Raw genomic sequence first — 23,491 nt, 5'->3', positions numbered from 1 at the left:
CCGGAACGCCACCGTTCCGGCCGCACCCCCTCCGTCAGTTGCGGCGGGAGAGCTTCACTCCGGGAAAGTCGACCGGCACATCGAGGGCGACGTTCACGTAATTCGTAAACAGGTTCAGGGCGACATGCGCCAGGATTTCGACGATGGCCTCATCGTCGAATCCGGCCTCGCGCAGGGCGGCGACATCGGCGGCATCGACCGCCGCCCGCGTCTCCACCAGCTTCACCGCGAAGGCCAGTGCCGCCGCCGTCCGGGGATCGGCCGAACGGCCGTGCTGCGCCTCGGCCATCTCCGCTCCGCTCGCCCCGGCCTTCTGGCCGAGCAGGGTGTGGGCGGCGAGGCAATAGCCGCAGTCGTTGCGGTCGGCGACCGCCACCGCGATCTGCTCGCCCAGCTTCGCCCCCAGCTTGCCCTGGCCGAGCGCACCGAACGACCCCCACATGCTGGCGAGCGCCGCCGGCGAATTCGCGACGGCCTTGAACATGTTGGGGACGACGCCGAAGGCGCCCTCGATCCGGTCGAGCGTCGGCTTGACCGTCGCGGCAGACGAGGCTGGATCGACAAGATTGACGTGTGCCATGATGTTTTATCCTTCTCTGATGCTTGGAGGGGGGTATTCGGGCGGTCCGGCGATGGCAGTCGCCGGGCCGCTTTCACTTTTGCGCGTTGCTTGGCCGGAGATAATTTTCCGGCGTTACTTGGCCGGAACGACCTTGCCCGGCAGCGACAGGGTGCCGGAGGCGACCTTGTGGATGTTGGTGACGCACAGCAGCGGCGCGTGCAGGTTGGCATTGACGCGCAGCCCGGCGGTCACGCCGTCGAAGGACGCGGTGGCGAGCGCCCCGATCTTTTCGAGCGGGATGTGGACCTCGACCAGATCGGCCTTGAGATCGGTTCGGTAGTCCGGGCTATCGATCAGGATCGGCGCGCCGGGCCAGGTTTCCGGCAGCCTGGGCTTCGTGCCCTCCGGAATGTCCTTGACCTTCAGTCCGCCGGGACAGGCCTTGTCCTCGTTGAGGACGACCCAGTGGGAATGCCAGCGGTCGCGGTTCTTTCCGCCATAGGCGGCATCGTCGAAATCGGGGTGGAAGGTCACCGCGAGCGCGACGATGCCCTGGTCCTTCTCGAAGCCGACATCGGCGGAGTTGAGGGAGGTCGGCCAGACATAGGCGTAGACCTCCGAGCCTTCGAATTTGCCGGTGGCGGACGGCGTCGCCTTGCCGGCATCGGCGCGGACGCGGGTGCTGAAGACGGCATGGCCGTGATCGGTGACGATGCGCGTCTCGACGATGTCGAACGAGGCCATCACCGCCCGATCGGGCGCGGTCTCGATCCCATGCGCGGCGACTGTAGACAGGCCGGACGCGAGGCAGCCGAGCACCGTTGCCACGAGGCCGATGCCCCGTGGAGTTCTGAAGGTCATGATGATGTTTTTCCTTTCTGAAGGCTTGCTTGGAGGGATGGCTATCCTTCGGCAAAGGCCGTCCAGGTGGCAGCCTGGACGGCAGGATCAGCCTCTTCATGCTCGCCGCAATCGAGCCGGAGATCCCGGTCGCCGATGGCGGCGTTCACAAAAGCGCAGTGATGGGGGGCGGTCTCGCCCGGATGGGCGTTCGGCCGGAAATGACGGCAACTGACGCACAGGCGCTGGACCGGGATGGCCCCTGCCTGTTGCAGCGACCGGATGATCTTGATCTGCACCCGCAGCAGCCCGGCCTGCTCGGCGGCGGTCAGTTGCGCAAGCGCCGCCGCGATCTGGGAGGTGGAAGAGGCAAGGCTGCGGCCCAGCTCCAGTCCCTCGTCCGTCAGGCGGGCGATCTGCGCCCGCGCATCGCTGGGATCGGGCGTGCGCCGCAGCAGCGACTTGCGCTCCAGCGCCGCCAGCGTGTCGGCCATGCTGGCGGCGGAAACCGCCAGATGCGCGGCAATCTCCTTGGGGCGAAGGCCGGCGGGCCGGGCCGCCAGCAGGGCCAGCACCTGCGCCTGGGTGGGATTGAGCCCCGCCGTGCCGGCAGCCGACCAGAGATCGGCGCGCAGCACCAGCGCGATGCGCTCGAAGCCCTCCCGAAGGCGGTGCGGAACAGGGTCGGGGTGCGATGCGTGGTCCATGAATTTAACTTAGGACTCCTATTTAAATCTGTCAAGCGACCGATTTCCGACCGCGCCATGGGCGTTCTCCTTCGTCCCAAGGAGCCCGGATGCCTTCATGAGAATTCAGTCAATTAGACTTCACGAGCGAAGAGAGTCCGCACATTCGGACTATCGAACAGAGGGGGGAGACGTCCCAATTTGCAGCATTCCTGCAAATGAAGGCATGAACGACCCAGATAAACCCCTGTTCATTTGCGTATTTGTCCCGGGATGGTTTTTTAATACCTAGGGATAGCTTTGAAAGACGCACAGTTCCGGTACTCAATGCAGGCATCGGCGTACCGCGGCGGCAGGCGGCCGGATCCGGGCCGGCCGACCGCCAACGCAACCGACAGCCAACGCACTGACAGGGGACATCACGATGCCATCCGAAAAAGCCCTGGCGCCGGGCGCCACCCGCCGCAGCCTGCTCGTCGGCGCGGCCGCTGCCGGTGCTGCGGTCGCCGGCTCAACCGTGATCGGGGCCGCCGATGCCACCGCGGCCGAACGTCGCCATGCCGGAGACGCTACGGCCCACAAGAGCGAAGGGAAACGGACGATGACCAACGGCAAGACCGAAGACGGGTTCGTCACCGCCAAGGACGGCGCCTCGATCTATTACAAGGATTGGGGACCGCGCGATGCCCAGACCGTCATGTTCCACCATGGCTGGCCGCTCAGCGCCGACGACTGGGACGCCCAGATGCTGTTCTTCCTGAACCACGGCTACCGCGTCGTCGCCCATGACCGGCGCGGCCATGGCCGCTCGACCCAGACGGCGACCGGCAACGAGATGAACACTTACGCCGACGACGTGCTGGCCGTGGTTGCCGGGCTGGGGCTGAAGACCGTCTTCCATGTCGGCCATTCGACCGGCGGCGGCGAGGTCGCACGCTATCTGGGCCGTCACGGCACCTCGCGCGCCGGCAAGGCGGCGCTGCTGGGCGCCGTTCCCCCGATCATGGTCAAGACGGAGGCCAATCCCGGCGGCCTGCCGCTGGAGGTGTTCGACGGCTTCCGCGCGGCGCTCGCCGCCAACCGCGCCCAGTTCTTCCGCGACATCCCCTCCGGCCCCTTCTACGGCTTCAACCGAGACGGCGCCAAGGTCTCGCAGGGCGTCATCGATAACTGGTGGCGGCAGGGCATGATGGGCGGGACCAAGGCCCATTACGACTGCATCAAGGCCTTCTCCGAGACCGACTTCACCGAGGATCTGAAGAAGATCGACATTCCGGTCCTGGTGATGCACGGCGACGACGACCAGATCGTGCCGATCGCCGATTCCGCGCTGCTGTCGTCCAAGCTGCTGCCGAAGGGCACCCTGAAGGTCTACAAGGGCTTCCCGCACGGCATGGCGACCACCCATGCGGAAACGATCAACGCCGACCTGCTGGCCTTCTTCAAAGCCTGATTCCGCGCCTGCCCCCGCAGGGCCGGGACGGCGCTGCGGGGACAGCCTCGTGCGCAGCTATGAAGGCGCATCCTGCTCCGATGCCCATACTCCGATGCCTGTGCTTCGATGCCGGCCGAACCGTCGTTCCGGTCAGTGACCGACCGGCAGGGCGATGGCGTCGGCCGGTCCCCACTCCACCCCATAGCGGCCACCCGGACGGACATGCCGGTGGTCGGCGTTGTTGGGAATCTTCACGACCAGCCCGGCGGCCGGACCGTCCGCCAGATGCACGCGGATGTGATCGCCCAGATAGATCAGCTCGGAGACATGGCCGAACAGGCCCCGCCCCTCCCCATCCCCAGCCCCGCCGGCCGCCTCCGCCGGCACCAGCCGGACCCGCTCGGGCCGCAGGGACACGGTGACCGCCGCGCCCGCCTCCAGCCCGGCGGCGACACGGGTCCGCACCACCGGGCCGCCCTCCAGCCGGACGGTGCCGCTGTCGCCCTGCCGGTCGGCCAGCACGCCGGACAGCCGGTTGTTCTCGCCGATGAATCCGGCGACGAAGACGGTCGCCGGCTGCTCGTACAGCTCCGCCGGCGTCGCCAGCTGTTCCACCCGGCCGCGGTTGAAGACGGCGATGCGGTCGGACATGGTCAGCGCCTCCGCCTGGTCGTGGGTGACATAGACCATGGTCACGCCGAGACGTTCGTGCAGATGCTTGATCTCGAACTGCATGTGTTCCCGCAGATTCTTGTCCAGCGCCCCCAGCGGTTCGTCCATCAGCACAAGATCCGGTTCGAACACCAGCGCCCGCGCCAGCGCCGCCCGCTGCTGCTGTCCGCCCGAAAGCTGGGAGGGGCGGCGCTGCGCCAGCGCCCCCATCTGCACCATGTCGAGCGCACGGGCCACCCGCCCTTCCGTCTCCGCCCGCCCCATCCGGCGCACCTTCAGCGGATAGGCCAGATTCTCGGCAATGGTCATGTGGGGGAACAGCGCATAGTTCTGGAACACCATCCCGATGTTGCGGCGGTGCGGCGGCACATTCTGGATCGGCTTGCCGGCCACGCGGATTTCGCCGCGCGACGGCGCCTCGAACCCGGCCAGCATCATCAGGCTGGTGGTCTTGCCGGAACCGGACGGCCCCAGCATCGTCAGGAACTCCCCCTTCGGGATCGACAGGTCCAGCCCCTCGATCACCAGAGTGCGCCCGTCATAGCTTTTCTGGACGCCGGAAAACTCCACAAAGCCCTGTTGTTCCATGATCGTACCCTCCGGGATCAGGCGGCATGGACGAGCGGGCGGCGATGCCGCCACGGACGGGCAGCCTCCAGCTGGCCGGCGAGACGGAACAGCGTCGCCTCGTCCCCCACGCGCCCGGTGAACTGCGAGCCGACCGGCAGCCCTTCGGCGGTCCAGGACAGCGGAACGCTCATCGCCGGCAGGCCGGCCATGTTGGCGAAGGTGGTGAAGGCCAAGAACTGCATGAAGCGGTCCATCACAGCCTCCCCGCCCTGCAGCCCGGCATCGAAATGGCCGAGCTTCGGCGGCGGCGAGCCCAGCGTCGGCGTCAGCCAGACGTCGTAGCGCTCCAGGAAGCGCCCGAGGATGCGGGAGAAACCGTGGAACCAGCCGAGATCCGCCACGTAATCCGCCGCCAGGATGCGGCTGCCGCGTTCGAACAGATGGCGGTTGAAGGGCTCGACCTCGCCGGCCAGCTCCGCGGGGGAACGGTCGGTGGCGCGGCCGATGCTCCACAGGCTGCGCGTCGCCGTCATCGACCAGAAACGGCGATAGGCCGACTGGTACTGTTCCGCATCGAACACCGGCGCCGTGACTTCGACCTCATGCCCCAGCTCGGCGCAGAGACGCGCGGTGTCGCGCACCGCCGCCACGCACTCCGGATCGACATCGGTGCCCAGCAGCGACCGGTCGGTGACCGCGATGCGCAGCCGGCCCGGCTCACGGCCGACCTGCGACAGGAAACTCTCCCCAGGCGGTGCCGCGCTGTAGGGATCGCCGGCCATCGGCCCATGGGTGGCGTCGAGCAGGGCCGCGCTGTCGCGCACGGTCATCGTCACCACATGCTCGTTGACGATGCCGCCCAGGCTGTCGCCCAGGTCCGGGCCCATGGTGATGCGCCCCCGCGTCGGCTTCAGCCCGAACAGGCCGCAGCAGGAGGCCGGGATGCGGATGGAGCCGGCACCGTCGCCGCCATGGGCCGCCGGCACCATGCCGCCCGCCACCGCCGCCGCAGCGCCACCGCTCGACCCGCCGCTGGAGCGGGTGATGTCCCACGGGTTGCGGGTCGGGCCGAACAACGCCGGCTCCGTCGTGCCGAGCGTGCCGAATTCGCACAGGTTGGTCTTGCCGACCGGCAGCAGTCCGGCCCGGCGGTAGCGCGCCATCAGCTCGCTGTCATGGTCGACGATGGCCCCGGCCATCAGGCGGGAGGCGCCGGTGGTCGGCGTACCGCTGACATGGCAGTAGAGATCCTTGATCAGGAAGGGCACGCCGGCGAAGGGTCCGGACGACGCCTCCCCCGTCTCCAGCGCGGCGCGCGCCTGATCGTAGAGCGGCAGGATCACCGCGTTCAGCACCGGGTTCACCGCCTCGATGCGGGCGATGGTGGCGTCGAGCAGTTCGGCGGCGGAGATTTCGCCGTCGCGGATCAGGCGGGCCTGATCGAGAAGATCAAGATAGGTCATGACGGTCCCCTCAGGCGGCGAGGCTGTCGCGGGACAGCGCGTCGGCGACATCGTCCAGCGCGGCGCGCAGCCGCTCCACCAGCGCGTCGATCTGGTCGGGTTCGATGACGTAGGGCGGGCAGAGCGCGATGTTGTCGCCCATGTTGCGGACGATCGCGCCATGGGCAAGGCAGCGCCGCTCCACCTGCGCGCCGACCCGCAGGGCGGGATCGAAGTCGCGGCCGGTCGCCGGGTCGGCGGTCAGGCCGATGCCGGCGAGCAGGCCGACGCTGCGGATTTCACCGACCAGCGGATGCCCGGCCAGCGCCTCGTCCAGCGCGGCGCGCAGGTGGGCGCCCAGCCGGCGGGCGCGGCCGACCACGTCGATCTCGTGATAGATGCGGATCGCCTCCGCCGCGACCGCCGCCGACACCGGGTGGCCGGAATAGGTGAAGCCATGGCCGAAGACGCCGACCTCCGCGCTCTGGTCGGCGACCGCCCGATAGATGCGGTCGCTCAGCGCCACCGCGGCGATGGGGATGGCGCCCGACGACAGCCCCTTCGCCATCGACATCATGTCCGGCAGGAAGCCGAAGGTCTGGCTGCCGAACCAGTTGCCAGTGCGGCCGAAACCGCAGATCACCTCGTCAGCCAGCAGCAGGATGTCGTGGCGGGCCAGCACCGCCTGGATTTTGGGGAAATAGGTCTCCGGCGGCAGGATCACCCCGCCCGCCCCCATCACCGGTTCGGCGATCATCGCCGCGATGTTGCCGGCGCCCTCCGCCTGGATCAGGGCCTCCAGCTCGGCGGCGAGCCGTGTCGCGTAGTCCTCCTGGCTTTCGCCCGGCCCGGCATGGCGGGCATGGTTGGGGCAGGCGGTGAAGACCACGCCCTGGTCCGGCAGGTTGAAGGCACGGTGCATGTGCGGCAGGCCGCTGAGTGCCGCCCCCATCACCGTGCTGCCATGGAAGGCGCCGGTGCGGCTGATGATCTTGCGCTTCTCCGGCCGGCCGCGCGCGGCGTTGTAGTACCAGGCCAGCTTCACCATGGTGTCGTTGGCCTCCGACCCCGAATTGGCGAAGAAGATCCTGCCGCCCCTGATCGGCGAGATGGCCGAGATCGCCTCCGCCAGCGCCACGCAGGCGTCGTTCGTGCGGTGGTTGAAGGTGTGGTAGGTCGCCAGCGTCCGCATCTGGCGGGCGGCGGCATCGGCCAGCCGCGCCTCGTCGAAGCCGAGCGACGCGCACCACAGCCCGGCCATCCCCTCGATATAGCGGCGGCCGGAGTCGTCCACGACATGGACGCCGTCGCCCCGCACCAGGGCGAGCGGCCCGCGCTCCTCATGGGCGCGCGCGTTGGTTTGCGAATGCAGATGCAGGTCGATGTCCAAGGCACGAAGGGCGTTGGTCATGGGATCGGCTCTTCCTGATTGCGGGAATTGGGTGGGGGCGCCGACGGCGCTGCGGCCGCGGATCCGGCTGGAGACCGGGTCGGAAGGAGCGGCAACGTCGCGCTTGCCATTCCCGTCTTGTATCTTATAAGTTATAAGTTGTCGAGGGCAATTCGGCGCGCCTTCGCACCCTGCCGCTCACGTTCCAGCGCCGATCCGCTGACAGGAAAACCATGCCAACGACCGCCACCGCCGCACCGGCGCCCGATCCCATGGGCGCCGACCGGACCCTCACGCCTGAAATCTTGGGGCCTGCCCCTCTGACCCCCGAAACCATCGCCCATCTGGAGGAGCGTGCCCGCCATGTCCGGCTGGAGACGATCCGGCTGATCGCCATCGCCAAGATCGGCCACTATTCCTCGACCTTCTCCTGCGCGGAGCTGTTCGCGACGCTCTATTACGACGTCATGCGCCTGCGGCACGGCGAGCCGCGCTGGCCCGACCGCGACCGTTTCCTGATGGGCAAGGGCCATGCCGCGGTCGGGCTCTATCCGCTGCTGGCCGACTGGGGCTTCTTCCCGAAGGAGCTGCTGGACGGCTACACCCGGCTCGGCAATCCGCTGGGCGACCATCCGGACATGACCAAGGTGCCGGGGGTGGATTTCAGTTCCGGCTCCATCGGACACGCGCTGTCCGCCGGGCTCGGCATGGTGATGGGCGGCCGGATGACGGGCCGCCGCTTCGACGTCTATGTCATGCTCGGCGACGGCGAGATGCAGGAGGGGCAGGTGTGGGAAGCGGCGATGGCCGCCGCCCACCAGAAGGCCGGCAACCTGATCGCCATCGTCGACCGCAACGGCTACCAGCTCGACGGCGAGGTGGACGAGGTGCTGGGCATCGAGCCGCTGGCCGGCAAATGGCGCGCCTTCGGCTGGGAGGTGCATGAGGTGGACGGCCACGACGTCGCCGCCCTCGCCACCCTGTTCCGCCGCCTGAAGCAGGACAGCGCGCGCGAAAAACCCGCCTGCATCATCGCCAGGACATTGAAGGGCAAGGGCGTCGGCTACATGGAGCGGGAGGCCGGCTGGCACCTCGGATATCTGGCGCCGGAGGACGAGGCCGCCGCCATCGCCGAGATCATGGGCCGGCCCGCCAGACCCGCCTTCCCCCGCGAAGCCGCCGCCCAGGGAGACGCCCGATGACCGCCCCGATGACCGACGCCATGACCGACGCCATGACCACAGCCGACGCCCCCACCGGACCGGCCGATCCCGGCAGCTGGCAGTACCGGCAGCTCAACTCCCGCGCCCTCGGACTGTCCTACCTGTCGGACGCGCTGTCGGCGCTGGTGGCGGACGGCCATCCGGTGATGGCCGGGACCGCCGACCTGCAATATTCCAACGGCCTCGCCTGCTTCGCCGCCCGCCACCCCGACCGCTTCGTCCAGTTCGGCATTTCTGAACAGAACATGGTGTCAGCCGCGGCCGGCATCGCCACCACCGGGGTGATGCCCTTCGTGGCGACCTTCGCCTCCTTCCTCGGGCTGCTGTGCTGCGAGCAGATCCGCATGGATGTCGCCTACTCCGCCCTGCCGGTGCGGCTGATCGGCCATCATGCCGGCATCGCGCTCGGCTTCTACGGCACCTCGCACCATGCGACCGAGGATCTGGCGATCATGCGCTCCATCGCCGGGCTGACCGTGGTCAATCCGGCCGACGGACCGCAGCTGGCCGCCGCGATCCGGGCATCGGCCGACCACCCGGAGCCGATCTATTTCCGCATCGGCCGCGGGCAGGAACCGAACGTTTATGACGACCTCCCGGACTTCCGCTTCGGAAAGGCCATCGAGCACGAAACGGGCAGCGACCTGACCGTCATCGCCTGCGGCACCATGGTCCATCCCTGTCTTCAGGCGGTCCGGGCCCTGCGGGCCTCCGGCCTGTCGGTCGGGCTGATCGACATGCACACGATCAAGCCGCTGGACCGCGACGCGGTGCTGGCGGCGGCCGAACGCTCCCGCATCGTCCTGACGGTGGAGGAGCACAACATCCTCGGCGGCCTCGGCGGCGCCGTGGCGGAGGTGATGGCGGAGGCCGGCACGAAGGCGCTGCTGATCCGTCACGGCATCCGCGACGAATACAGCCTGATCGCCCCGCCGACCCATCTCTACCGCCACTACCAGCTCGACGCCGCCGGCATCGAGACGGTCGTCCGCGACATCCTGGCCTGACACCGCCGGCCGGGACGGGCGATTCCGGCTCTGTCCCGGCGGCACCACAAGGACCGACCATGCCCAACAAGACCGACAACGCCGCGCTGACCGCGCGGGCGCGGGCCGTCATGCCCGGCGGGCTGCTCAGCCCCAGCCGCCAGCTGGCCCACCCCTATGTCTTCGTGCGCGCCGCCGGGCCGTACCTGTACGATGCCGACGGCAACGAACATATCGACTATCACTGCGGCTTCGGCGCCAACATGCTGGGCCACTGCGCCGCCGCCGTGCGCGACCGCGTGACCGCGGTGTCCGGGCGCATCGACCTGATCGGCGCCGCGGCGCTGGACCTGGAGATCGAGGCGGCGGAAACGCTGGTCCGCCTGATCCCCTGCGCCGACCGGGTGGCCTTCTGCAGCAGCGGGTCGGAGGCGACCTACCATGCCCTGCGGCTGGCCCGCGCCGCCACCGGGCGGCGCACCGTCATCAAGTTCCAGGGCGGCTATCACGGCTGGCACGATTACGTCGCCATGAACGTGCAGTCGCCCGCCGACCGCATCGGGCGGTACGACCCGGTGTGCGACGGCATCCTGCTCGACGCCGCGCGGCATACCATGGTCCTGCCCTACAACGACGCCCAGGCGTTCGAGGATTACCTGACCGCCCATCCGGGCGAGGTCGCCGCGGTGATCGTCGAGCCGATCGCCCACAACATGGGATCGGTGATCGCCCACGACGCCTTCCTGCGCGACCTGCGCCGGCTGACCGCCGACCATGGCACCGTGCTGATCTTCGACGAGGTCATCACCGGCTTCCGCCACGCGCTGGGCGGCTACCAGTCCATCGCCGGGGTGACGCCCGACCTCGCCACCTTCGGCAAGGCGGTGGCCTCCGGCCATCCGGTCGGCATCCTGGCCGGCCGCGCCGATTTGATGGAGCGGCTGGCACGGACCGGCGAGGGGGCTGTCTTCATGGGCGGCACCTTCAACGGCACGCCGCCGTCGCTGGCGGCCCTGCTGGCGACCATCGGCGAACTGGAGCGGCCGGGCACCTACGAGCGGCTGTTCGCGCTCGGCGACCGCATGCGGAACGGCCTGTCCGCCATCGTGGAGCGGCTGGGGATCCCGGTGCAGCCGGCCGGCTACGGTTCGGTCTGGCTGCTCTATTTCTTCCAGGGCGCCTTCCAGCGCTACGAGGATCTGCTGCGCAACGACAACGCCGCCGACCTCGCCTTCCGCCGGCGTCTGGTGGAGCAGCGCTTCATCTTCCAGCCACTGCCGCTGAAGCGCCTCTACCTGTCGACCGCCCATGACGAGGCGCTGATCGACCGCACGCTGGACGCCATCGCCGAAACGCTGCAAGCGCTGCATCCGGCGATGCGGGTCGGCGCCTGACTTTCTGTGTTATAGCTTATAGGATGGCAGGGGGCATTGCCTGAGGCACCGCCCAGGAGCATCGCCTCCTGCCGTCCGTTCGTGTGTGAGGAGATGACGTCGTGCGAATGCAGCCGATCGAACCGGGAAACCTGTCGGCGCGGTCCTATGTGGCGGTGCGCGAAGCGCTGATCGCCGGGAGCTTCAAGCCGGGCCAGCGGCTGGTCATGCAGGATCTGGCGGACGAGCTGGGCACCAGCATCACGCCGGTGCGCGAAGCCTGCCTGCGGCTGGTCAGCGAACAGGGTCTGGAACTGCGGTCGGGCCGCTTCGTCTGCGTGCCGGGGCTCAGCCTGTCGCGCTATCTGGAAATCCGCACCATCCGCATCGCGCTGGAAGGTCTGGCGGCGGAGATCGGCGCCGCCCACGCGACGGCGGCGGACATCGCCCGGCTGACCGAGGCGCATGCCCGGTTCGACGCGGCGGAGCGCGCCCGCGATGTCGCGGCGGCACTACAGCACAACCGCGACTTCCATTTCACCGTCTATCGGCTGTCGGGGATGGAGATGCTGGTCGGCCAGATCGAGAGCCTGTGGGTGTCGATGGGACCGATCCTGAACGTGTTCTACAACGAGGTCGAACACGACGATTACGCCGGTGCCGACGAGCATCTGGCCCTGATCGCCGCACTCCGCGCCCAAGACGGCCCCGCCGCGCGGGCCGCCATCGAACGCGACATCGTCCGCGGCGGCGAGAGCCTGATCCCGTATCTGGAAAAGGTCGGCCAGCCCCTGCTGCCGGCCTGACCCTGACGCCGGCCCGACCGGCGCCAGGGAGCCGTTTCTTCAGTCTTCGTCCAGACCGCGCGGCGTACGCATGCCGGCGGTCTCGCCGCCGTCGATGGTGAGCACGGTGCCGTTGACGTAGCTCGACCGCTCCGACAGCAGCCAGGCGACCGCGTCGGCGACCTCCTCCGGCGCGCCGAAGCGGCCGGCGGGGATGCGCTGCTCCAGGCGGCGGCGCTTGATCGCCTGCGTCTTGATGCCCTGCATCATGCGGGTGTCGATCTGGCCGGGGCAGACGGCGTTGAAGCGGACCTCGTCGCCGAACTCCAGCGCCAGCGCCTGGGTCATGCCGATCACCGCCGCCTTCGACGCGCAGTAGATCGCCAGCCCCTCCTCCCCGATCTTGCCGGCGACCGAGGCGACATTGACCACCGCCCCGCGCGCCGCGCGCAGCCCCGGCAGGGCAAGGCGGGTGAACAGGAAGGCGCTGCGGGCGTTCACCGCCATCACCCGGTCCCAATCCTCCACCTGCGCTTCGGCAAAGGCGACGCGGCGCGACATGCCGGCATTGTTGACCAGCCCGTCGATGCGGCCGCCGCCAAGCTCCATGGCGCGCCCGACCGCCAGCGCGCAGTCGTCGGGCGAGGCGACGTCGCCCGGCTGGAAGACCGCCCCCGGACAGCGGCCGGCGAGGTCGGCGCCGGCCGCCTCGTCCCGGCCGGTGAAGAGGACGGTCCGCCCCTCGCCGGTCAGACGCTCCACACAGGCACGGCCGATGCCGTGCGTGCCGCCGGTCACGATGATCATGCGTTGCTCCCAGGCTTTGAACCAGTCCCCCGCCCCAGCCGGGCGAGGAGACCCATGAAGACGATGGTGACGCCGACCAGCAGGGTCGACATCGCCAGGATGGACGGGTCGATGGTGTCGCGGATGCCGTCGAACATCTGGCGCGGCAGGGTCCGCTGTTCCGGCCCGCCGATGAACAGCGCCACCACCACCTCGTCAAAGGAAAAGATGAAGGCAAACAGGCCGCCGGACAGCACGCCCGGCAGGATCAGCGGCAGCGTCACGGTCAGGAAGGCGCGCACCGGCGAGGCGCCCAGGCTGTAGGCCGCCCGCACCAGGGTGGTGTCGAAGTTGCGCAGCGTCGCCGTCACCGTGATGACGACAAAGGGCGCGCCCAGCACCGCATGCGCCAGGATCAGCCCGGCATAGGAAGCGGTCAGGCCGATCCGCGCGAACAGGAAATACATGGCGACACCGCTGATCACCACCGGCACCACCATCGGCGCGATCAGCAGGCCGAGCAGGAAGGAGCGTACCGGCAGGTCGTTGCGCGCCAGCCCCAGCGCCGCCAGCGTGCCCAGAACCGTGGCGAGCGCCATGGCGCCGGTGCCGACGATCAGGCTGTTGCGCAGCGCCGGCAGCCAGGGGCCGGAAGCCGCCAGCACCTTGTCGTACCATTGCAGCGACAGGCCGGGGATCGGGTAGGACAGGAAGCCGGCGGAGCTGAAGGAAATCGGGATGACCGCCAGGATCGGCCCCACCAGGAAGACCATCATCGCGCAGCAGAAGGCATAGTGGAGAACACGGGTAGGACTGGGCATGGGTCTGGACATGGGGGTTCGGCCTCTCGGAAGCGGGGACCTCATTGGATGCCGGCGATGCGGCCGACGCCGATCAGGCGTCCGACCGTCGCGTAGAGCAGCATGATGCAGAGGAGCAGGATCGCCCCCAGCGCCGACGACAGGCCCCAGTTGATGGTGGTGTTCGCGTAGTAGGCGATGAAATAGCTGGTCATCTGGTCGCGGGCGCCGCCGACCAGGCTGGGCGTGATGTAATAGCCGACGCCGATGATGAAGGTCATCAGGCAGCCCGCCCCGACGCCCGGCAGCGTCATCGGCAGATAGACCTTGAGAAAGCCGACCGCCGGATGGGCGCCCAGCGAGGCCGAGGCCCGCATGTAGGAGGGCGAAATGCCCTTCATCACGCTGAGGATCGGCAGGATCATGAAGGGCAGCAGGATGTGCACCATCGCGACATAAAGGCCGAATCGGTTGAACACCAGCTCCAGCGGCGCATCGACGATGCCGAGCCGGGTGAGCAGCCCGTTCAGCACGCCCTCCTTCTGCAACACCACGATCCAGGCGCTGGTCCGCACCAGCAGCGAGGTCCAGAAGGGCAGCAGAACGCAGACCATCAGGACCGACGCGAAGCCGCGCGGCAGGCTGACCAGCGCATGGGCGAGCGGGAAGCCCAGTACAAGGCACAGAAGCGTGGTGACGAAGCCGATCCACAGGGTGCGGCCCAGCGTGTCGATGTAGATGCGCTCCTCCGACGGAGCCCGCACGACGGACCCGCTATCGTCCATCCGCAGGTCGAGCGCCGTCAGCAGGTAATAGGGCGTCAGCGGCGGGCTGGCCCGGCGCAGCGCCGCCCAGGTGGCGGGCTCCCCCCAGCGCACATCGATGCCGGTCAGTTCCGCGGTCCAGCCCGCCTGCGGCCGGTCGATGGCCCGGACGGCGCGCGCGGTCTTGGCCAGCAGCGCGCGGTAGCCGGCGCGCTCGTAATTCAGGCGCCGGCTCGCCTCGCCCAGGCGGGGCTCGCCATAGGCGGCCTTCAGGTCGCGGGCCAGCGCGGCATAGGCGCTCTCCGGCGGCAGGCCCTCACCGGTCCAGCCACGCATTTCCGCGGCGACACCGGGCAGCGCCCCGCCCACCTCGCCATTCTCCACCGCATGGAACAGCATGCCGCCCAGCGGCAGCACGAAGACCAGGGTGAGGAACAGGACCAGCGGTGCGATCAGCAGCGCCGAGACCATCCGGGCCTTCGCGCGCGACGACAGGGACGGCGGCGCCAGCGCCGAAGTCCCATCCAGAGTTTCCGTGGTGCTTGCCATGCGCGTCATCGCTCCGTCCCGCCGGTCATCGGGATCGCCAGTTGGCGAAACGCGCTTCCAGCGCCTCGCCATGGTCGGCCCAGAAGGCGGTGTCGAGCGGGACCGCCAGCTGGAAATTCGCAGGATTCGTCGGCAGGTCGGCGGCCAGCGCCGGGTCGATGCCGAGGTTGGCCTTGCGGTTGGTCACACCATAGGCGATGTGGCTGGGAAAGCGGGCCTGCACCTCCGGCCGGCTGGCGAAGGCGATGAAGCGCTCCGCCGTGTCACGGTTCTTCGCCCCCTTCGGGATCGCCCAGTAATCGACGCCCAGCACCTGCCCGTTCCAGGCGAGCGCGAAGGTCCGTCCGCTCCGGTTGGCGGCCGTCACCCGTCCGTTGAAGGCGGCGGCCATCGCCACGTCGCCCGAGGCCAGCCGCTCGATCGGTTCGGCGCCGGAGGTCCACCACAGGATGTCCGGCTTGAGCCTGTCGAGCGATGCGAAGGCGCGGTCGACCCCGGCCGGCGTCGCCAGCAGCCGGTAAACCTCGCCGCGCGGCACGCCATCGGCCAGCAGGGCGATCTCCAGCGTCATCTTGGCGGTCTGGCGCAGGCCGCGTTTGCCCGGCCAGCGCTGCACGTTCCAGAAATCGGCCCAGCTTTTCGGACCGTCGGCGATGCGGGAGCGGTCGTAGGTCATCACCATCGACCAGACGAAGGCGCCGACGCCGCACTCGCTGTAGGCCTCGTCGATGAAATCCCGGCGGTCGCCGACCGCGGTCCAGTCGATCTTCTCGAACAGACCCTCCTCGCACCCGCTCAGCAGGCTGTTCTGTTCGACCTGCAACACGTCCCAGCTGACGCTGCCGGTGTCGACCATGGCGCGGACCTTCGCCATCTGGCCGGAATAGGAATCCTCGGTCAGCTGCACCTTGCCGGCATCGGCGAAGGGGCGGAAGAACACCGCGCGCTGGGCGTCCTGCAACACGCCGCCGGCGCCGACGACGGTCAATTGTCCGGTTTGTGCGGGAGATTGCGCCAGGGCCGGCGCGGACCAAAGTCCGGCCGCCAGCGCGCATCCGACGATGCGCGTTGCGTAAAGCGTCATGACTCTCACCTGTTCAGGAAATTGTTTGCGGCGGGTTCCGCACCCGGTCCGCCCTGCGCCCGGTCCGGTGAACCCGGATCTATTGGGCGACCCAGCGCTCGAAGCGCTGCTGCAACTCGTCTTCGTTGTTCACCCAGAAGGGCGTGTCGATCATCAGCGCACCCGCCATGTTCTGCGGAGCGGTCGGCAGATCCGGCTGGATTTTCGGGTCGATCAGGGCGGAGGCGCGGCTGTTGGTGACGCCGTAGGGGATCGTTTCGGCGAAGCGCTTCTGCGCGTCCGGGCTGGTCATGTAGGCGACGAGGTCCCTGGCCGCCGCCAGCTTGTCGGTGCCCTTGGGGATCGTCCAGTAATCGGCCGAGTAGAGCTGCTGCGACCACAGCATGGTGAAGGCCCGGCCGTCCTTGTTGGCGGCGGCGACCCGCCCGTTATAGGCCGACGTCATGACGACATTGCCGGCAGCCAGCCATTCCACCGGCTGCGCGCCGCTGACCCACCAGCGGATGTGCGGCTTGATCCGGTCCAGCTTGGCGAAGGCACGGTCCACCCCGGCCTTGGTGCCCAGCGTCTCATAGAGTTTGCCGGGGGCGACGCCGTCGGCCAGCAGGGCGATCTCCAGCGTCATCCGTGCCTGCTTGCGCAAGCCGCGTTCGCCCGGCCAGCGCTTGAGGTCCCAGAAATCGGCCCAGGACGTCACGCCGGGGGTCTTGGCCGGATCGAAGGCCAGCACCTTCGACCAGACGAAGGCGCCGACGCCGCAGGGCGCCTTGACCTGGGGCAGGATGTCGGCAGCGCCGGGCTGGCTTTTCCAGTCGAAGGGTTCGAGAAGCCCCTCGTCGCAGGCCAGCGTCATCTCGTTCTCGTCCATTTGCAGGACATCCCAGGTGACCGTCCGCGACTGGTTCATCGCCTTCAGCTTGGCGATGCCGCCGGTATAGGATTCCTCGATCAGCGGCGCGCCCGATTGTTTGGCAAAAGGCTCGAAATAGGCGGTGCGCATCGCGTCCTGCAACGACCCGCCGAAGCCCACGACGGTCAGGTCGCGCGCTTGCGACGACCCGGACGCAATCAGCATGGCGAACAGAATGGGCGCGCAAAGGCGCCCTGCCCGTCTCGTCGTCATCCGACCCTCCTCACTTGGATCCCGGAAATTGTGTGGAACCCGGAAGGCCGGCGGCATCGCGCCGCACCGGACCATCCGATGCGGCAATCTTATAAGTTATAAATTACCTGTCAAGGCAGGCAATTCGGTCAGTGCGTCGTTTGGTGGAATGCGGCACCGACCGCCAGCAGGCCGGCGATCAGCAGGAACTCGACTCCCTTGACCGACCCGGCCATCTCGGCCGGCAGTTGCAGGATCAGGCCATAGGCGGCGACCGGCATGAGGACCGCCAGCGCCACGGCACTCCCAAACCTGCGCAACGCCACCAGCACCGCACAGGCGATGGCGGCCAGAAGGGAACCGGCGGCCATCGGATGTGCCGGGCTCAGGTCCGGCGCGCTGTTGCCGAGTTGCCCGGCAATCGACAGCAGATGGTTGCCCAGCCAGCCGAGAAGGCGCTGGTTGCCCGAAGGCATCATCAGCAGGTCCAGCACCCCGCGGACGACGGAGCAGCCGGCGCTGTGCAGTTTGCAGGACAGGGTCGACAGGGTGTCGCCGGCGGTGGTGCAGAGGGAAGTGGACTGGCTCATGACCCGCGTCCTTGGATCCATGTGAGAGATCGGGATCAGGCCGGACGCGAACGGAATGCCGTGCCGGTCAATGCAAGGACGCTAACCGTTCTTTGGTGTGCGATAAATAAACTGGATTGAAGAAGACTGTTGTGCACTACGGAACGACGACACAGGCCGTTCACCCTTCCGCCGCACTCCATTGGCCGGCACCGTTCCCGAGATCGATGCGTGTCGCCAGGAAATCCAAGAAGGACCGCACCTTCGGCGGCTGAATCCGCCCACCGGGGAAAACCGCGTGCAGATCGACATCCGCCCCCTTCCAGCCGTCGAGCACCCGCTGCACCTGACCGGCCGACCGGTAGGATCGCATGGCGAAGTCGGTGGCGAGCACCAGCCCGCCGCCGGCCAGCAGCGTCGGGACCAGCATCTCCGGATCGTCGGCCGACATCACCGGGTCGATGACCGCATCCACCCCATCGCCGGGCTGGCCTCCATCGGTGCGGAACAGCCGCCAGCCGAAGCCCGAAGGACGGCGGGCGGTCATGTTCGCCAGCGTCAGATGACGGATCAGCGCGTCGGGATGGACCGGCAGCCCATGGGCGGCACAATAGGACGGTGCGGCATAGACGTGGCGGTGCAGGACGCCCAGCTTGCGGGCGGCCATGCTGGAGTCCTGCAACGCCCCCATCCGGATCGCCAGATCGATGTCCCGCGCCACCAGATCGAGGTTCTCGTGGCTCAGCACCAGATCGATGCGGACATCGGGATAACGGCTGCGGAAGTCGGGCAGCAGCGGTGCGATGACCGTCATTCCGAAGGATGGCGGGGTGGTGATCCGCAGCCAGCCGCGCGGCGCGTCGCGAAGCTGGGCAACGGCGCTTTCCGCCTGCTCCAGCTCTTCGGCGATCCGGCGGCAGCGCTCGAAATACACCGTTCCCGCCTCCGTCAGCCCGATGCGGCGGGTGGTCCGGTGCAAAAGCTGGATGCCGAGCCGCTGTTCGAGATCGCGCACCTTGCGGCTCAGCGTCGTCTTGGGCAGCCGCAACCGCCGGGCGGCCTTGGTGAAGCTGCCCTCCTCCACGACCTTGACGAAGGCGATGGTGTCGTTCAGGTCCTGCATCGGCTACCCGGCGATTGGATCGGTTTCCGGCACAATGTTGCCCGAGCTTGACGGGTAATCAAGCCCGCCGCCCGGTGCTAACTGGTGGGCATGCGCAGCGGCGGAAAACCTCCACCGCCGCAGCACCCGATATCCGGACCGTTCCCAAGGACAGGCAGAATGAAACCGCACACGCTCCTGCTGGCCGCCGGCCTGCTGTTCGCAGCCATTCCGACGGGCCATGCCGCCGACACGGCCACCGGCAAGCCCGCCGGTCAGAATACCTCCCAAGCCATTCCCCAATCGGCGGCCCAACCGTCCGAAGCCGGACTCTACCGCTTCACCGTCGGCGACCTCCGCATCACGGCACTCAGCGACGGCACCCTGCCGCTCGGCATCAAGCCGCTGGTCAAGGGACTGCCGCCGGACCGGATCGACGCGCTGCTGGCCGAGCGGTTCGAGCGCGATCCTCTGGAAACCTCCATCAACGCCTTCCTGATCGACACCGGCTCACGCGTGCTGCTGGTCGATACCGGCGCCGGCCAACTGTTCGGACCCTATGGCGGCAAGCTTCCGTTCAGCCTCGCCGCCGCCGGCTATCGGCCCGATCAGGTGACCGACATCCTTCTCACCCACATCCACACCGATCATTCCGGCGGGCTGACGCTGGACGGGCGGATGGTGTTCGCGAACGCCACCGTCCATGTCGGCCAGCCCGATCTCGATTTCTTCCTCAACCGCGACAACATCGCCAAGGGATTGCAGCCCCGCCTCCATGACGAGGCGGTCGCCACGGTCGGCCCCTACCTCAAGGCCGGCAAGGTGAAGCCCTTCACCGAAAAGTCGGAAATCCTGCCGGGAGTCACGGCGATCCCCACCCCCGGCCACACCCCCGGACATGCCTTCTACCGGGTGACGAGCCGGGGCGAGACCATCGAGTTCTGGGGCGACATCATCCATGTCGGGCCGGTACAGTTCCGGCATCCGGACGCCACCGTCGCCTTCGACATCGACCAGGATGCCGCCCGCGCCCAGCGCCGGGACCGCTTCGCCGAGGAGGCCGACAGCGGTCAGCTGACCGCCGCCGCCCACCTCAGCTTCCCGGGCCTCGGCCGGCTGCGGCGCGACGGCGACGCTTACCGCTGGGTGCCGGTGGAATACCGCAACCGGCAGTAATACTAGGGTCAGAAAGTTTTGACTTTTGACCCTGGTATCGGCCGCGACGGCAGCCGCGCGGGCACATGCCCGCGAAGCCAAGGCCCGCGGACGCGGGCCGCCCGGCGTCTGAGGGGCTGGAAAGTGCCGACCGCAGGTCGGAACTTTCCGGCACTGGTATAAGGCATCACCCCGCCCCCGGCGAAGCGAAGGCTCAGGCCTCCAGCGTCAGCGCGGCCCCCTCGACCGTGCCGGGCCGCAGCTGCGGTCCGCCCACGCTGCGCAGGCGCAGGCTGCGCCATGCCGGCTGGTAGCCGCCGGTCGCCTTGGCGGAGACCACCACGGCATCCCCTTCGCGCAGCGCGGTGATGCGGGTCACCAGCCCGGCGCCGTCGCGCCAGCCGGTGGTGTCGCCGTTGTCGTCATAGAGCAGGGCCGTGGCGCCCTGCACGTCGCCATAAGCAACCAGTTCGCGCTCCGTGTCCGTCGCCGGATCGACACGCAGTCCAGCGGCCCCCAGCGGCAGCAGGGCGCCGGACCGGACGAACAGCGGCGCACGGCCGAGCGGGGCCGCCACCGTCGCAACGGCTCCGCCCGGATGGTGCGTGCCGTCGTGGAAAGCATACCAGCCGCCGGGATTCTCCGGCAGCCGGACCGACCGGCTGTCCGCCCCCGGTTCCAGCACCGGCGCCACCAGCAGGTCGGGGCCGAGCATGAAGGCGTCCTCGGTCGCCGCGGCGCCGGGATCTTCGGGGAAATCGTAGAACAGCGGGCGCACCACCGGCTCGTCCGCCTCCGCCGCCCGCCACATCCGCGTGTAGAGATAGGGCATCAGGCGATAGCGCAGGCGGATCGCCTCGCGGATCGGGTCGATGACCTCCGGATGCATCCAGGGCAGCGTGGTGATGCCGTCGCTGTTCCAGCTGTTCATCATGAAGCGCGGCCAGAAGGAACAGAACTCGACGAAGCGGCAGAGCAGCTCCGGCCCGGGGCTCGGCCCATGGAAGCCGCCGGTGTCATGCCCGATGTCGAACATGCCGGACAGGCTCATGTTGAGCCCCTGGGTCAGGTTGAAGCGCAGCGTCTTCCAGGCGGTGGCGTTGTCGCCCGACCAGGTCTGGCCGTAACGCCACAGGCCGGCCGGGCCGCCGCGGGTGATGGTGTAGGGCCGCTTGTCCGGCGCCCAGGCGGCCTGCGTGTCGTAGGCCAGCTTGGTCATCAGCAGCGCCTGCGCCGGCCGCGCCAGCGTCTGCGGGAAGGGACGGCCGTCGCCGGCCGCCACGGCATCCTCGTCCCAGATCTCGTACTCGTTGTTGTCGTTCCACACCGACACCATGCCGGGGGCCAGCAGCGCCGTCTCGATCCCGTTGCGCCACCAGTCGCGGGCTTGTCGGTTGGTGAAGTCGAGATGGTAGCCGAGCCCATCCCAGAACTGCGCCACCGCCGGCTTGCCGGTCTCGCCGTCGGTCACCAGCCCGCCGACCCCGGTCACCTCCGACAGGCGGGGATGGTCGTCGAGCAGGCAGGGCTTCAGGTTGGCGACCGGGTGCAGCCCGGCGGCGTTCAGCTTACCCAGCGTCGCCGCCGGATCGGGGAACTTGTCGTGGTTCCAGTGGAAGGCGTAGCGCCGGCCGCCGATCATGGTGTAGCCGGAGCCGAAATGGAAACTGTCGCAGGGAATCGCGTGCTCGGCGCAGCGGTCTACGAAATCGGCGATGCGGGCGTCGGCATCGGCGGCGTCGGCGATGGCCATCGAGGTGGTGGCGAAGCCCAGCGTCCATTTCGGCCCGAAGGCATGGCCGCCGGTCAGGCGCGAGAAGGCGCGCACCACATCCGGAACGCCGGGGCCGGCGAAGACATAGGCGTCGAGGTCGCCGTCGTCGGCGCGATAGGAACGGAACAGCCCGTGGTAATTGTCGATGGTGGCGCCGACGTCGATCTCGGCCGTGGCGAGATTGTCGTAATAGACCCCGTGCGCCCCCGTCGGCCCGGCGACCATCAGGAACGGAATCATCTTGTAGAGCGGGTCGCTCAGCTCGGCGTCGAAGCCGCAGGGATCGACCGCATCGACGCGGAAGCGGCGGCCGGTGCGGTCCAGCGGACCGGCCTTGTCGCCCAGCCCGTAATGCCGCTCGTCCCCGCCGCGCTCGACGTAATGCGAGAAGGCATGGGTCTTGCGCGACACGAAATAGGCCTGGGTGCGGCGGTCCTGCAGGAAGGGCACCTCCTCCCCCGCCCGGTACCAGGCGACGCCGAAGGGCTCCAGCGTCACGACGGCGCGCAGCTTCGCCCCCCGCAGCGTGACCGTCCCCTCGCCCTCCTCGACATCGGCGGCCGGGCAGGCAAAGCCGCTCAGATCGTCGCGGTCCCGGCCCTCATAGGACGGATCGGCACCGCCGGGCGCCACCGACCAGCCGCGGTCGAGGCGATAGGCCCCGTCGCGCCGCATCAGGATGCGGCCGACATCGTCCTCGACGAAACCGATGCGCAGATCGACGCCATGGTCGAGTTCGAACACGGCATAGATGCCGTCGCGCCCAATGAAACGGGCTCGGGTCAGGGCCTTCATGAATGGCTCCGGGCGAGAAGGGGTTCGGGACGGCAGGCGAGGCCCGCGGCGTCGAAACGGTGGAGATGGTCGCGGCGCAGCCGCACCGGCAGCAGGTCGCCGCGGGCAAGGCGGCTCTGGCCGTCGCAGCGGATGGTCAGCGGGATGTCGTTGGGACCGGTGGTGTACAGGAAGGTCTCGCCGCCGAGCTGTTCGACGAGGTCGATCCGCACGGTCAGGTCGGCCTCGGCCTCCTGGCAGGGTTCGACATGCTCGGGCCGGATGCCGAGCGTCGCCACCGGACCGGCCGCCTCGCCCCGCACCAGTTCCGTCGGCAGCAGGTTCATCCGCGGCGAGCCGATGAAGCCGGCGACGAAGAGGTTGGCCGGGCGGTTGTAAAGCTCCAGCGGCGTGCCGATCTGCTCGATCCGCCCGCCGTTCAGGACGACGATGCGGTCGGCCAGCGTCATCGCCTCGACCTGATCGTGCGTGACATAGATCATCGTCCCGCCGATCTCGGCATGGAGCGCGGCCAGTTCCTTGCGCGTCGCCACCCGCAGTTCGGCGTCGAGATTGGACAGCGGCTCGTCGAACAGGAAGATCTTGGGATCGCGCACGATGGCGCGGCCAATGGCGACGCGCTGGCGCTGGCCGCCCGACAGGGCGGCGGGCCTGCGTTGCAGATAGTCGGTCAGCCGCAGCATGCGGGCGGCGCGGTCGACCCGTGCCGCGATCTCCGCCTTGGCGATCCCCATGTTCTCCAGCGCGAAGCTCATGTTCTGGTGGACGGTCATGTGCGGATAGAGCGCGTAGGATTGGAACACCATCGCCAGCCCGCGGTCCGACGCCGCGGTCCGCGTCACCTCCACCCCGTCGATGCTGATGTCGCCCGCCGTGACCGTCTCCAGCCCGGCGATGACGCGCAGCAGCGTCGATTTCCCGCAGCCCGACGGGCCGACGAAGACCACGAACTCGCCGTCGGCGATGCTGAGGTCGATGCCCTTCAGGACGGCGGTGCTGCCATAGTCCTTGCGGATGCCGCGAAGCTCCAGTCCGGCCATTTATTTC

General features: G+C 68.7%; 21 protein-coding genes. 6 read left to right on the top strand and 15 right to left on the bottom strand.

The window, feature by feature from the left end; genetic code table 11:
- Nucleotides 1-34: 34 nt before the first annotated feature.
- The 3 genes from VH569_RS14690 to VH569_RS14680 all read right to left on the bottom strand — a co-directional run bounded on the left by VH569_RS14690 (nucleotide 35) and on the right by VH569_RS14680 (nucleotide 2,109).
- Nucleotides 35-580, bottom strand: a complete 546-nt coding sequence (locus VH569_RS14690) for a carboxymuconolactone decarboxylase family protein (RefSeq protein ID WP_423316008.1) — start codon at nucleotides 578-580, stop codon at nucleotides 35-37.
- Nucleotides 581-694: 114 nt separating this feature from the next.
- Nucleotides 695-1,423, bottom strand: coding sequence for a hypothetical protein (locus tag VH569_RS14685; RefSeq protein WP_423316007.1), 729 nt, complete (start codon nucleotides 1,421-1,423; stop codon nucleotides 695-697).
- A gap of 41 nt (nucleotides 1,424-1,464) precedes the next feature.
- Nucleotides 1,465-2,109 (bottom strand): MarR family winged helix-turn-helix transcriptional regulator, encoded by a 645-nt coding sequence (locus tag VH569_RS14680; protein WP_423316006.1) that lies wholly within the window; start codon nucleotides 2,107-2,109, stop codon nucleotides 1,465-1,467.
- A 580-nt stretch (nucleotides 2,110-2,689) separates the two neighbouring features.
- On the opposite strand from VH569_RS14680, the gene VH569_RS14675 reads away from it, so the two are divergent.
- Nucleotides 2,690-3,541, top strand: a complete 852-nt coding sequence (locus tag VH569_RS14675; protein ID WP_098738749.1) for an alpha/beta fold hydrolase — start codon at nucleotides 2,690-2,692, stop codon at nucleotides 3,539-3,541.
- A 132-nt stretch (nucleotides 3,542-3,673) separates the two neighbouring features.
- Here the strand turns inward: VH569_RS14675 and VH569_RS14670 are convergent, their stop codons facing one another.
- Genes VH569_RS14670 through VH569_RS14660 form a run of 3 tightly spaced genes read right to left on the bottom strand, consistent with a single transcriptional unit; the run spans nucleotide 3,674 to nucleotide 7,618 of the window.
- The gene (locus VH569_RS14670) at nucleotides 3,674-4,783 is read right to left on the bottom strand and encodes an ABC transporter ATP-binding protein (RefSeq protein WP_423316005.1); all 1,110 of its coding nucleotides are present in this window, start codon (nucleotides 4,781-4,783) and stop codon (nucleotides 3,674-3,676) included.
- A gap of 17 nt (nucleotides 4,784-4,800) precedes the next feature.
- The gene (locus tag VH569_RS14665; RefSeq protein WP_423316004.1) at nucleotides 4,801-6,228 is read right to left on the bottom strand and encodes an amidase; all 1,428 of its coding nucleotides are present in this window, start codon (nucleotides 6,226-6,228) and stop codon (nucleotides 4,801-4,803) included.
- Nucleotides 6,229-6,238: 10 nt separating this feature from the next.
- Nucleotides 6,239-7,618, bottom strand: a complete 1,380-nt coding sequence (locus VH569_RS14660; RefSeq protein ID WP_423316003.1) for an aminotransferase — start codon at nucleotides 7,616-7,618, stop codon at nucleotides 6,239-6,241.
- A gap of 212 nt (nucleotides 7,619-7,830) precedes the next feature.
- Here VH569_RS14660 and VH569_RS14655 point away from each other — a divergent pair, with 212 nt between their 5' ends.
- The 4 genes from VH569_RS14655 to VH569_RS14640 all read left to right on the top strand — a co-directional run bounded on the left by VH569_RS14655 (nucleotide 7,831) and on the right by VH569_RS14640 (nucleotide 11,985).
- On the top strand, nucleotides 7,831-8,799 hold the full coding sequence (locus tag VH569_RS14655; RefSeq protein WP_423316002.1) for a transketolase: 969 nt from the start codon (nucleotides 7,831-7,833) through the stop codon (nucleotides 8,797-8,799).
- Entirely contained in the window at nucleotides 8,796-9,827 is a 1,032-nt protein-coding gene (locus VH569_RS14650; protein WP_423316001.1) for a transketolase family protein, read from the top strand. The genes VH569_RS14655 and VH569_RS14650 overlap by 4 nt, the downstream gene beginning before the upstream one ends.
- A gap of 59 nt (nucleotides 9,828-9,886) precedes the next feature.
- Entirely contained in the window at nucleotides 9,887-11,200 is a 1,314-nt protein-coding gene (locus VH569_RS14645) for an aspartate aminotransferase family protein (protein ID WP_423316000.1), read from the top strand.
- A 107-nt stretch (nucleotides 11,201-11,307) separates the two neighbouring features.
- Nucleotides 11,308-11,985: a GntR family transcriptional regulator gene (locus VH569_RS14640; protein WP_423316114.1), complete on the top strand. Its 678-nt coding sequence runs from the start codon at nucleotides 11,308-11,310 to the stop codon at nucleotides 11,983-11,985.
- 39 nt (nucleotides 11,986-12,024) lie between these two features.
- On the opposite strand, the gene VH569_RS14635 is transcribed toward VH569_RS14640, so the two are convergent.
- The 7 genes from VH569_RS14635 to VH569_RS14605 form a co-directional block, all read right to left on the bottom strand.
- Nucleotides 12,025-12,771 (bottom strand): SDR family NAD(P)-dependent oxidoreductase, encoded by a 747-nt coding sequence (locus tag VH569_RS14635; protein ID WP_423315999.1) that lies wholly within the window; start codon nucleotides 12,769-12,771, stop codon nucleotides 12,025-12,027.
- On the bottom strand, nucleotides 12,768-13,571 hold the full coding sequence (locus tag VH569_RS14630; protein WP_423315998.1) for an ABC transporter permease: 804 nt from the start codon (nucleotides 13,569-13,571) through the stop codon (nucleotides 12,768-12,770). The genes VH569_RS14635 and VH569_RS14630 overlap by 4 nt, the downstream gene beginning before the upstream one ends.
- Nucleotides 13,572-13,612: 41 nt before the next feature.
- On the bottom strand, nucleotides 13,613-14,863 hold the full coding sequence (locus VH569_RS14625; protein WP_423315997.1) for an ABC transporter permease: 1,251 nt from the start codon (nucleotides 14,861-14,863) through the stop codon (nucleotides 13,613-13,615).
- A 25-nt stretch (nucleotides 14,864-14,888) separates the two neighbouring features.
- Complete coding sequence (locus VH569_RS14620; protein WP_423315996.1) at nucleotides 14,889-15,947, bottom strand: ABC transporter substrate-binding protein; 1,059 nt, start codon at nucleotides 15,945-15,947, stop codon at nucleotides 14,889-14,891.
- 79 nt (nucleotides 15,948-16,026) lie between these two features.
- Nucleotides 16,027-17,070, bottom strand: coding sequence for a polyamine ABC transporter substrate-binding protein (locus tag VH569_RS14615; RefSeq protein WP_423315995.1), 1,044 nt, complete (start codon nucleotides 17,068-17,070; stop codon nucleotides 16,027-16,029).
- 128 nt (nucleotides 17,071-17,198) lie between these two features.
- On the bottom strand, nucleotides 17,199-17,639 hold the full coding sequence (locus VH569_RS14610; protein WP_423315994.1) for a hypothetical protein: 441 nt from the start codon (nucleotides 17,637-17,639) through the stop codon (nucleotides 17,199-17,201).
- A 160-nt stretch (nucleotides 17,640-17,799) separates the two neighbouring features.
- On the bottom strand, nucleotides 17,800-18,741 hold the full coding sequence (locus VH569_RS14605; RefSeq protein ID WP_423315993.1) for a LysR substrate-binding domain-containing protein: 942 nt from the start codon (nucleotides 18,739-18,741) through the stop codon (nucleotides 17,800-17,802).
- A 159-nt stretch (nucleotides 18,742-18,900) separates the two neighbouring features.
- Here VH569_RS14605 and VH569_RS14600 point away from each other — a divergent pair, with 159 nt between their 5' ends.
- Nucleotides 18,901-19,896 carry an MBL fold metallo-hydrolase gene (locus tag VH569_RS14600; RefSeq protein WP_423315992.1) on the top strand — a complete coding sequence of 332 codons (996 nt, stop codon included), beginning with the start codon at nucleotides 18,901-18,903 and terminating at the stop codon, nucleotides 19,894-19,896.
- Nucleotides 19,897-20,089: 193 nt separating this feature from the next.
- Here the strand turns inward: VH569_RS14600 and VH569_RS14595 are convergent, their stop codons facing one another.
- Entirely contained in the window at nucleotides 20,090-22,444 is a 2,355-nt protein-coding gene (locus VH569_RS14595; RefSeq protein ID WP_423315991.1) for a TIM-barrel domain-containing protein, read from the bottom strand.
- A complete protein-coding gene (locus tag VH569_RS14590) occupies nucleotides 22,441-23,484 on the bottom strand; it encodes an ABC transporter ATP-binding protein (protein ID WP_423315990.1) in 1,044 nt (347 codons plus the stop codon). The genes VH569_RS14595 and VH569_RS14590 overlap by 4 nt, the downstream gene beginning before the upstream one ends.
- Between the last annotated feature and the right edge of the window lie 7 nt (nucleotides 23,485-23,491).

The sequence above is a fragment of the Azospirillum sp. 11R-A genome (genome assembly GCF_049472615.1).
Taxonomy (GTDB): domain Bacteria; phylum Pseudomonadota; class Alphaproteobacteria; order Azospirillales; family Azospirillaceae; genus Azospirillum; species Azospirillum palustre.
The sequence above is the reverse complement of the archived record's forward strand: the minus strand, read 5'-3'. Positions and strand labels throughout refer to the sequence as shown.

Coding starts and splice junctions, on each gene's coding strand:
- VH569_RS14690 (WP_423316008.1), bottom strand. CDS start 580: ATGGCACACGTCAATCTTGTCGATCCAGCCTCGTCTGCCGCGACGGTC.
- VH569_RS14685 (WP_423316007.1), bottom strand. CDS start 1,423: ATGACCTTCAGAACTCCACGGGGCATCGGCCTCGTGGCAACGGTGCTC.
- VH569_RS14680 (WP_423316006.1), bottom strand. CDS start 2,109: ATGGACCACGCATCGCACCCCGACCCTGTTCCGCACCGCCTTCGGGAG.
- VH569_RS14675 (WP_098738749.1), top strand. CDS start 2,690: ATGACCAACGGCAAGACCGAAGACGGGTTCGTCACCGCCAAGGACGGC.
- VH569_RS14670 (WP_423316005.1), bottom strand. CDS start 4,783: ATGGAACAACAGGGCTTTGTGGAGTTTTCCGGCGTCCAGAAAAGCTAT.
- VH569_RS14665 (WP_423316004.1), bottom strand. CDS start 6,228: ATGACCTATCTTGATCTTCTCGATCAGGCCCGCCTGATCCGCGACGGC.
- VH569_RS14660 (WP_423316003.1), bottom strand. CDS start 7,618: ATGACCAACGCCCTTCGTGCCTTGGACATCGACCTGCATCTGCATTCG.
- VH569_RS14655 (WP_423316002.1), top strand. CDS start 7,831: ATGCCAACGACCGCCACCGCCGCACCGGCGCCCGATCCCATGGGCGCC.
- VH569_RS14650 (WP_423316001.1), top strand. CDS start 8,796: ATGACCGCCCCGATGACCGACGCCATGACCGACGCCATGACCACAGCC.
- VH569_RS14645 (WP_423316000.1), top strand. CDS start 9,887: ATGCCCAACAAGACCGACAACGCCGCGCTGACCGCGCGGGCGCGGGCC.
- VH569_RS14640 (WP_423316114.1), top strand. CDS start 11,308: ATGCAGCCGATCGAACCGGGAAACCTGTCGGCGCGGTCCTATGTGGCG.
- VH569_RS14635 (WP_423315999.1), bottom strand. CDS start 12,771: ATGATCATCGTGACCGGCGGCACGCACGGCATCGGCCGTGCCTGTGTG.
- VH569_RS14630 (WP_423315998.1), bottom strand. CDS start 13,571: ATGCCCAGTCCTACCCGTGTTCTCCACTATGCCTTCTGCTGCGCGATG.
- VH569_RS14625 (WP_423315997.1), bottom strand. CDS start 14,863: ATGGCAAGCACCACGGAAACTCTGGATGGGACTTCGGCGCTGGCGCCG.
- VH569_RS14620 (WP_423315996.1), bottom strand. CDS start 15,947: ATGACGCTTTACGCAACGCGCATCGTCGGATGCGCGCTGGCGGCCGGA.
- VH569_RS14615 (WP_423315995.1), bottom strand. CDS start 17,070: ATGACGACGAGACGGGCAGGGCGCCTTTGCGCGCCCATTCTGTTCGCC.
- VH569_RS14610 (WP_423315994.1), bottom strand. CDS start 17,639: ATGAGCCAGTCCACTTCCCTCTGCACCACCGCCGGCGACACCCTGTCG.
- VH569_RS14605 (WP_423315993.1), bottom strand. CDS start 18,741: ATGCAGGACCTGAACGACACCATCGCCTTCGTCAAGGTCGTGGAGGAG.
- VH569_RS14600 (WP_423315992.1), top strand. CDS start 18,901: ATGAAACCGCACACGCTCCTGCTGGCCGCCGGCCTGCTGTTCGCAGCC.
- VH569_RS14595 (WP_423315991.1), bottom strand. CDS start 22,444: ATGAAGGCCCTGACCCGAGCCCGTTTCATTGGGCGCGACGGCATCTAT.
- VH569_RS14590 (WP_423315990.1), bottom strand. CDS start 23,484: ATGGCCGGACTGGAGCTTCGCGGCATCCGCAAGGACTATGGCAGCACC.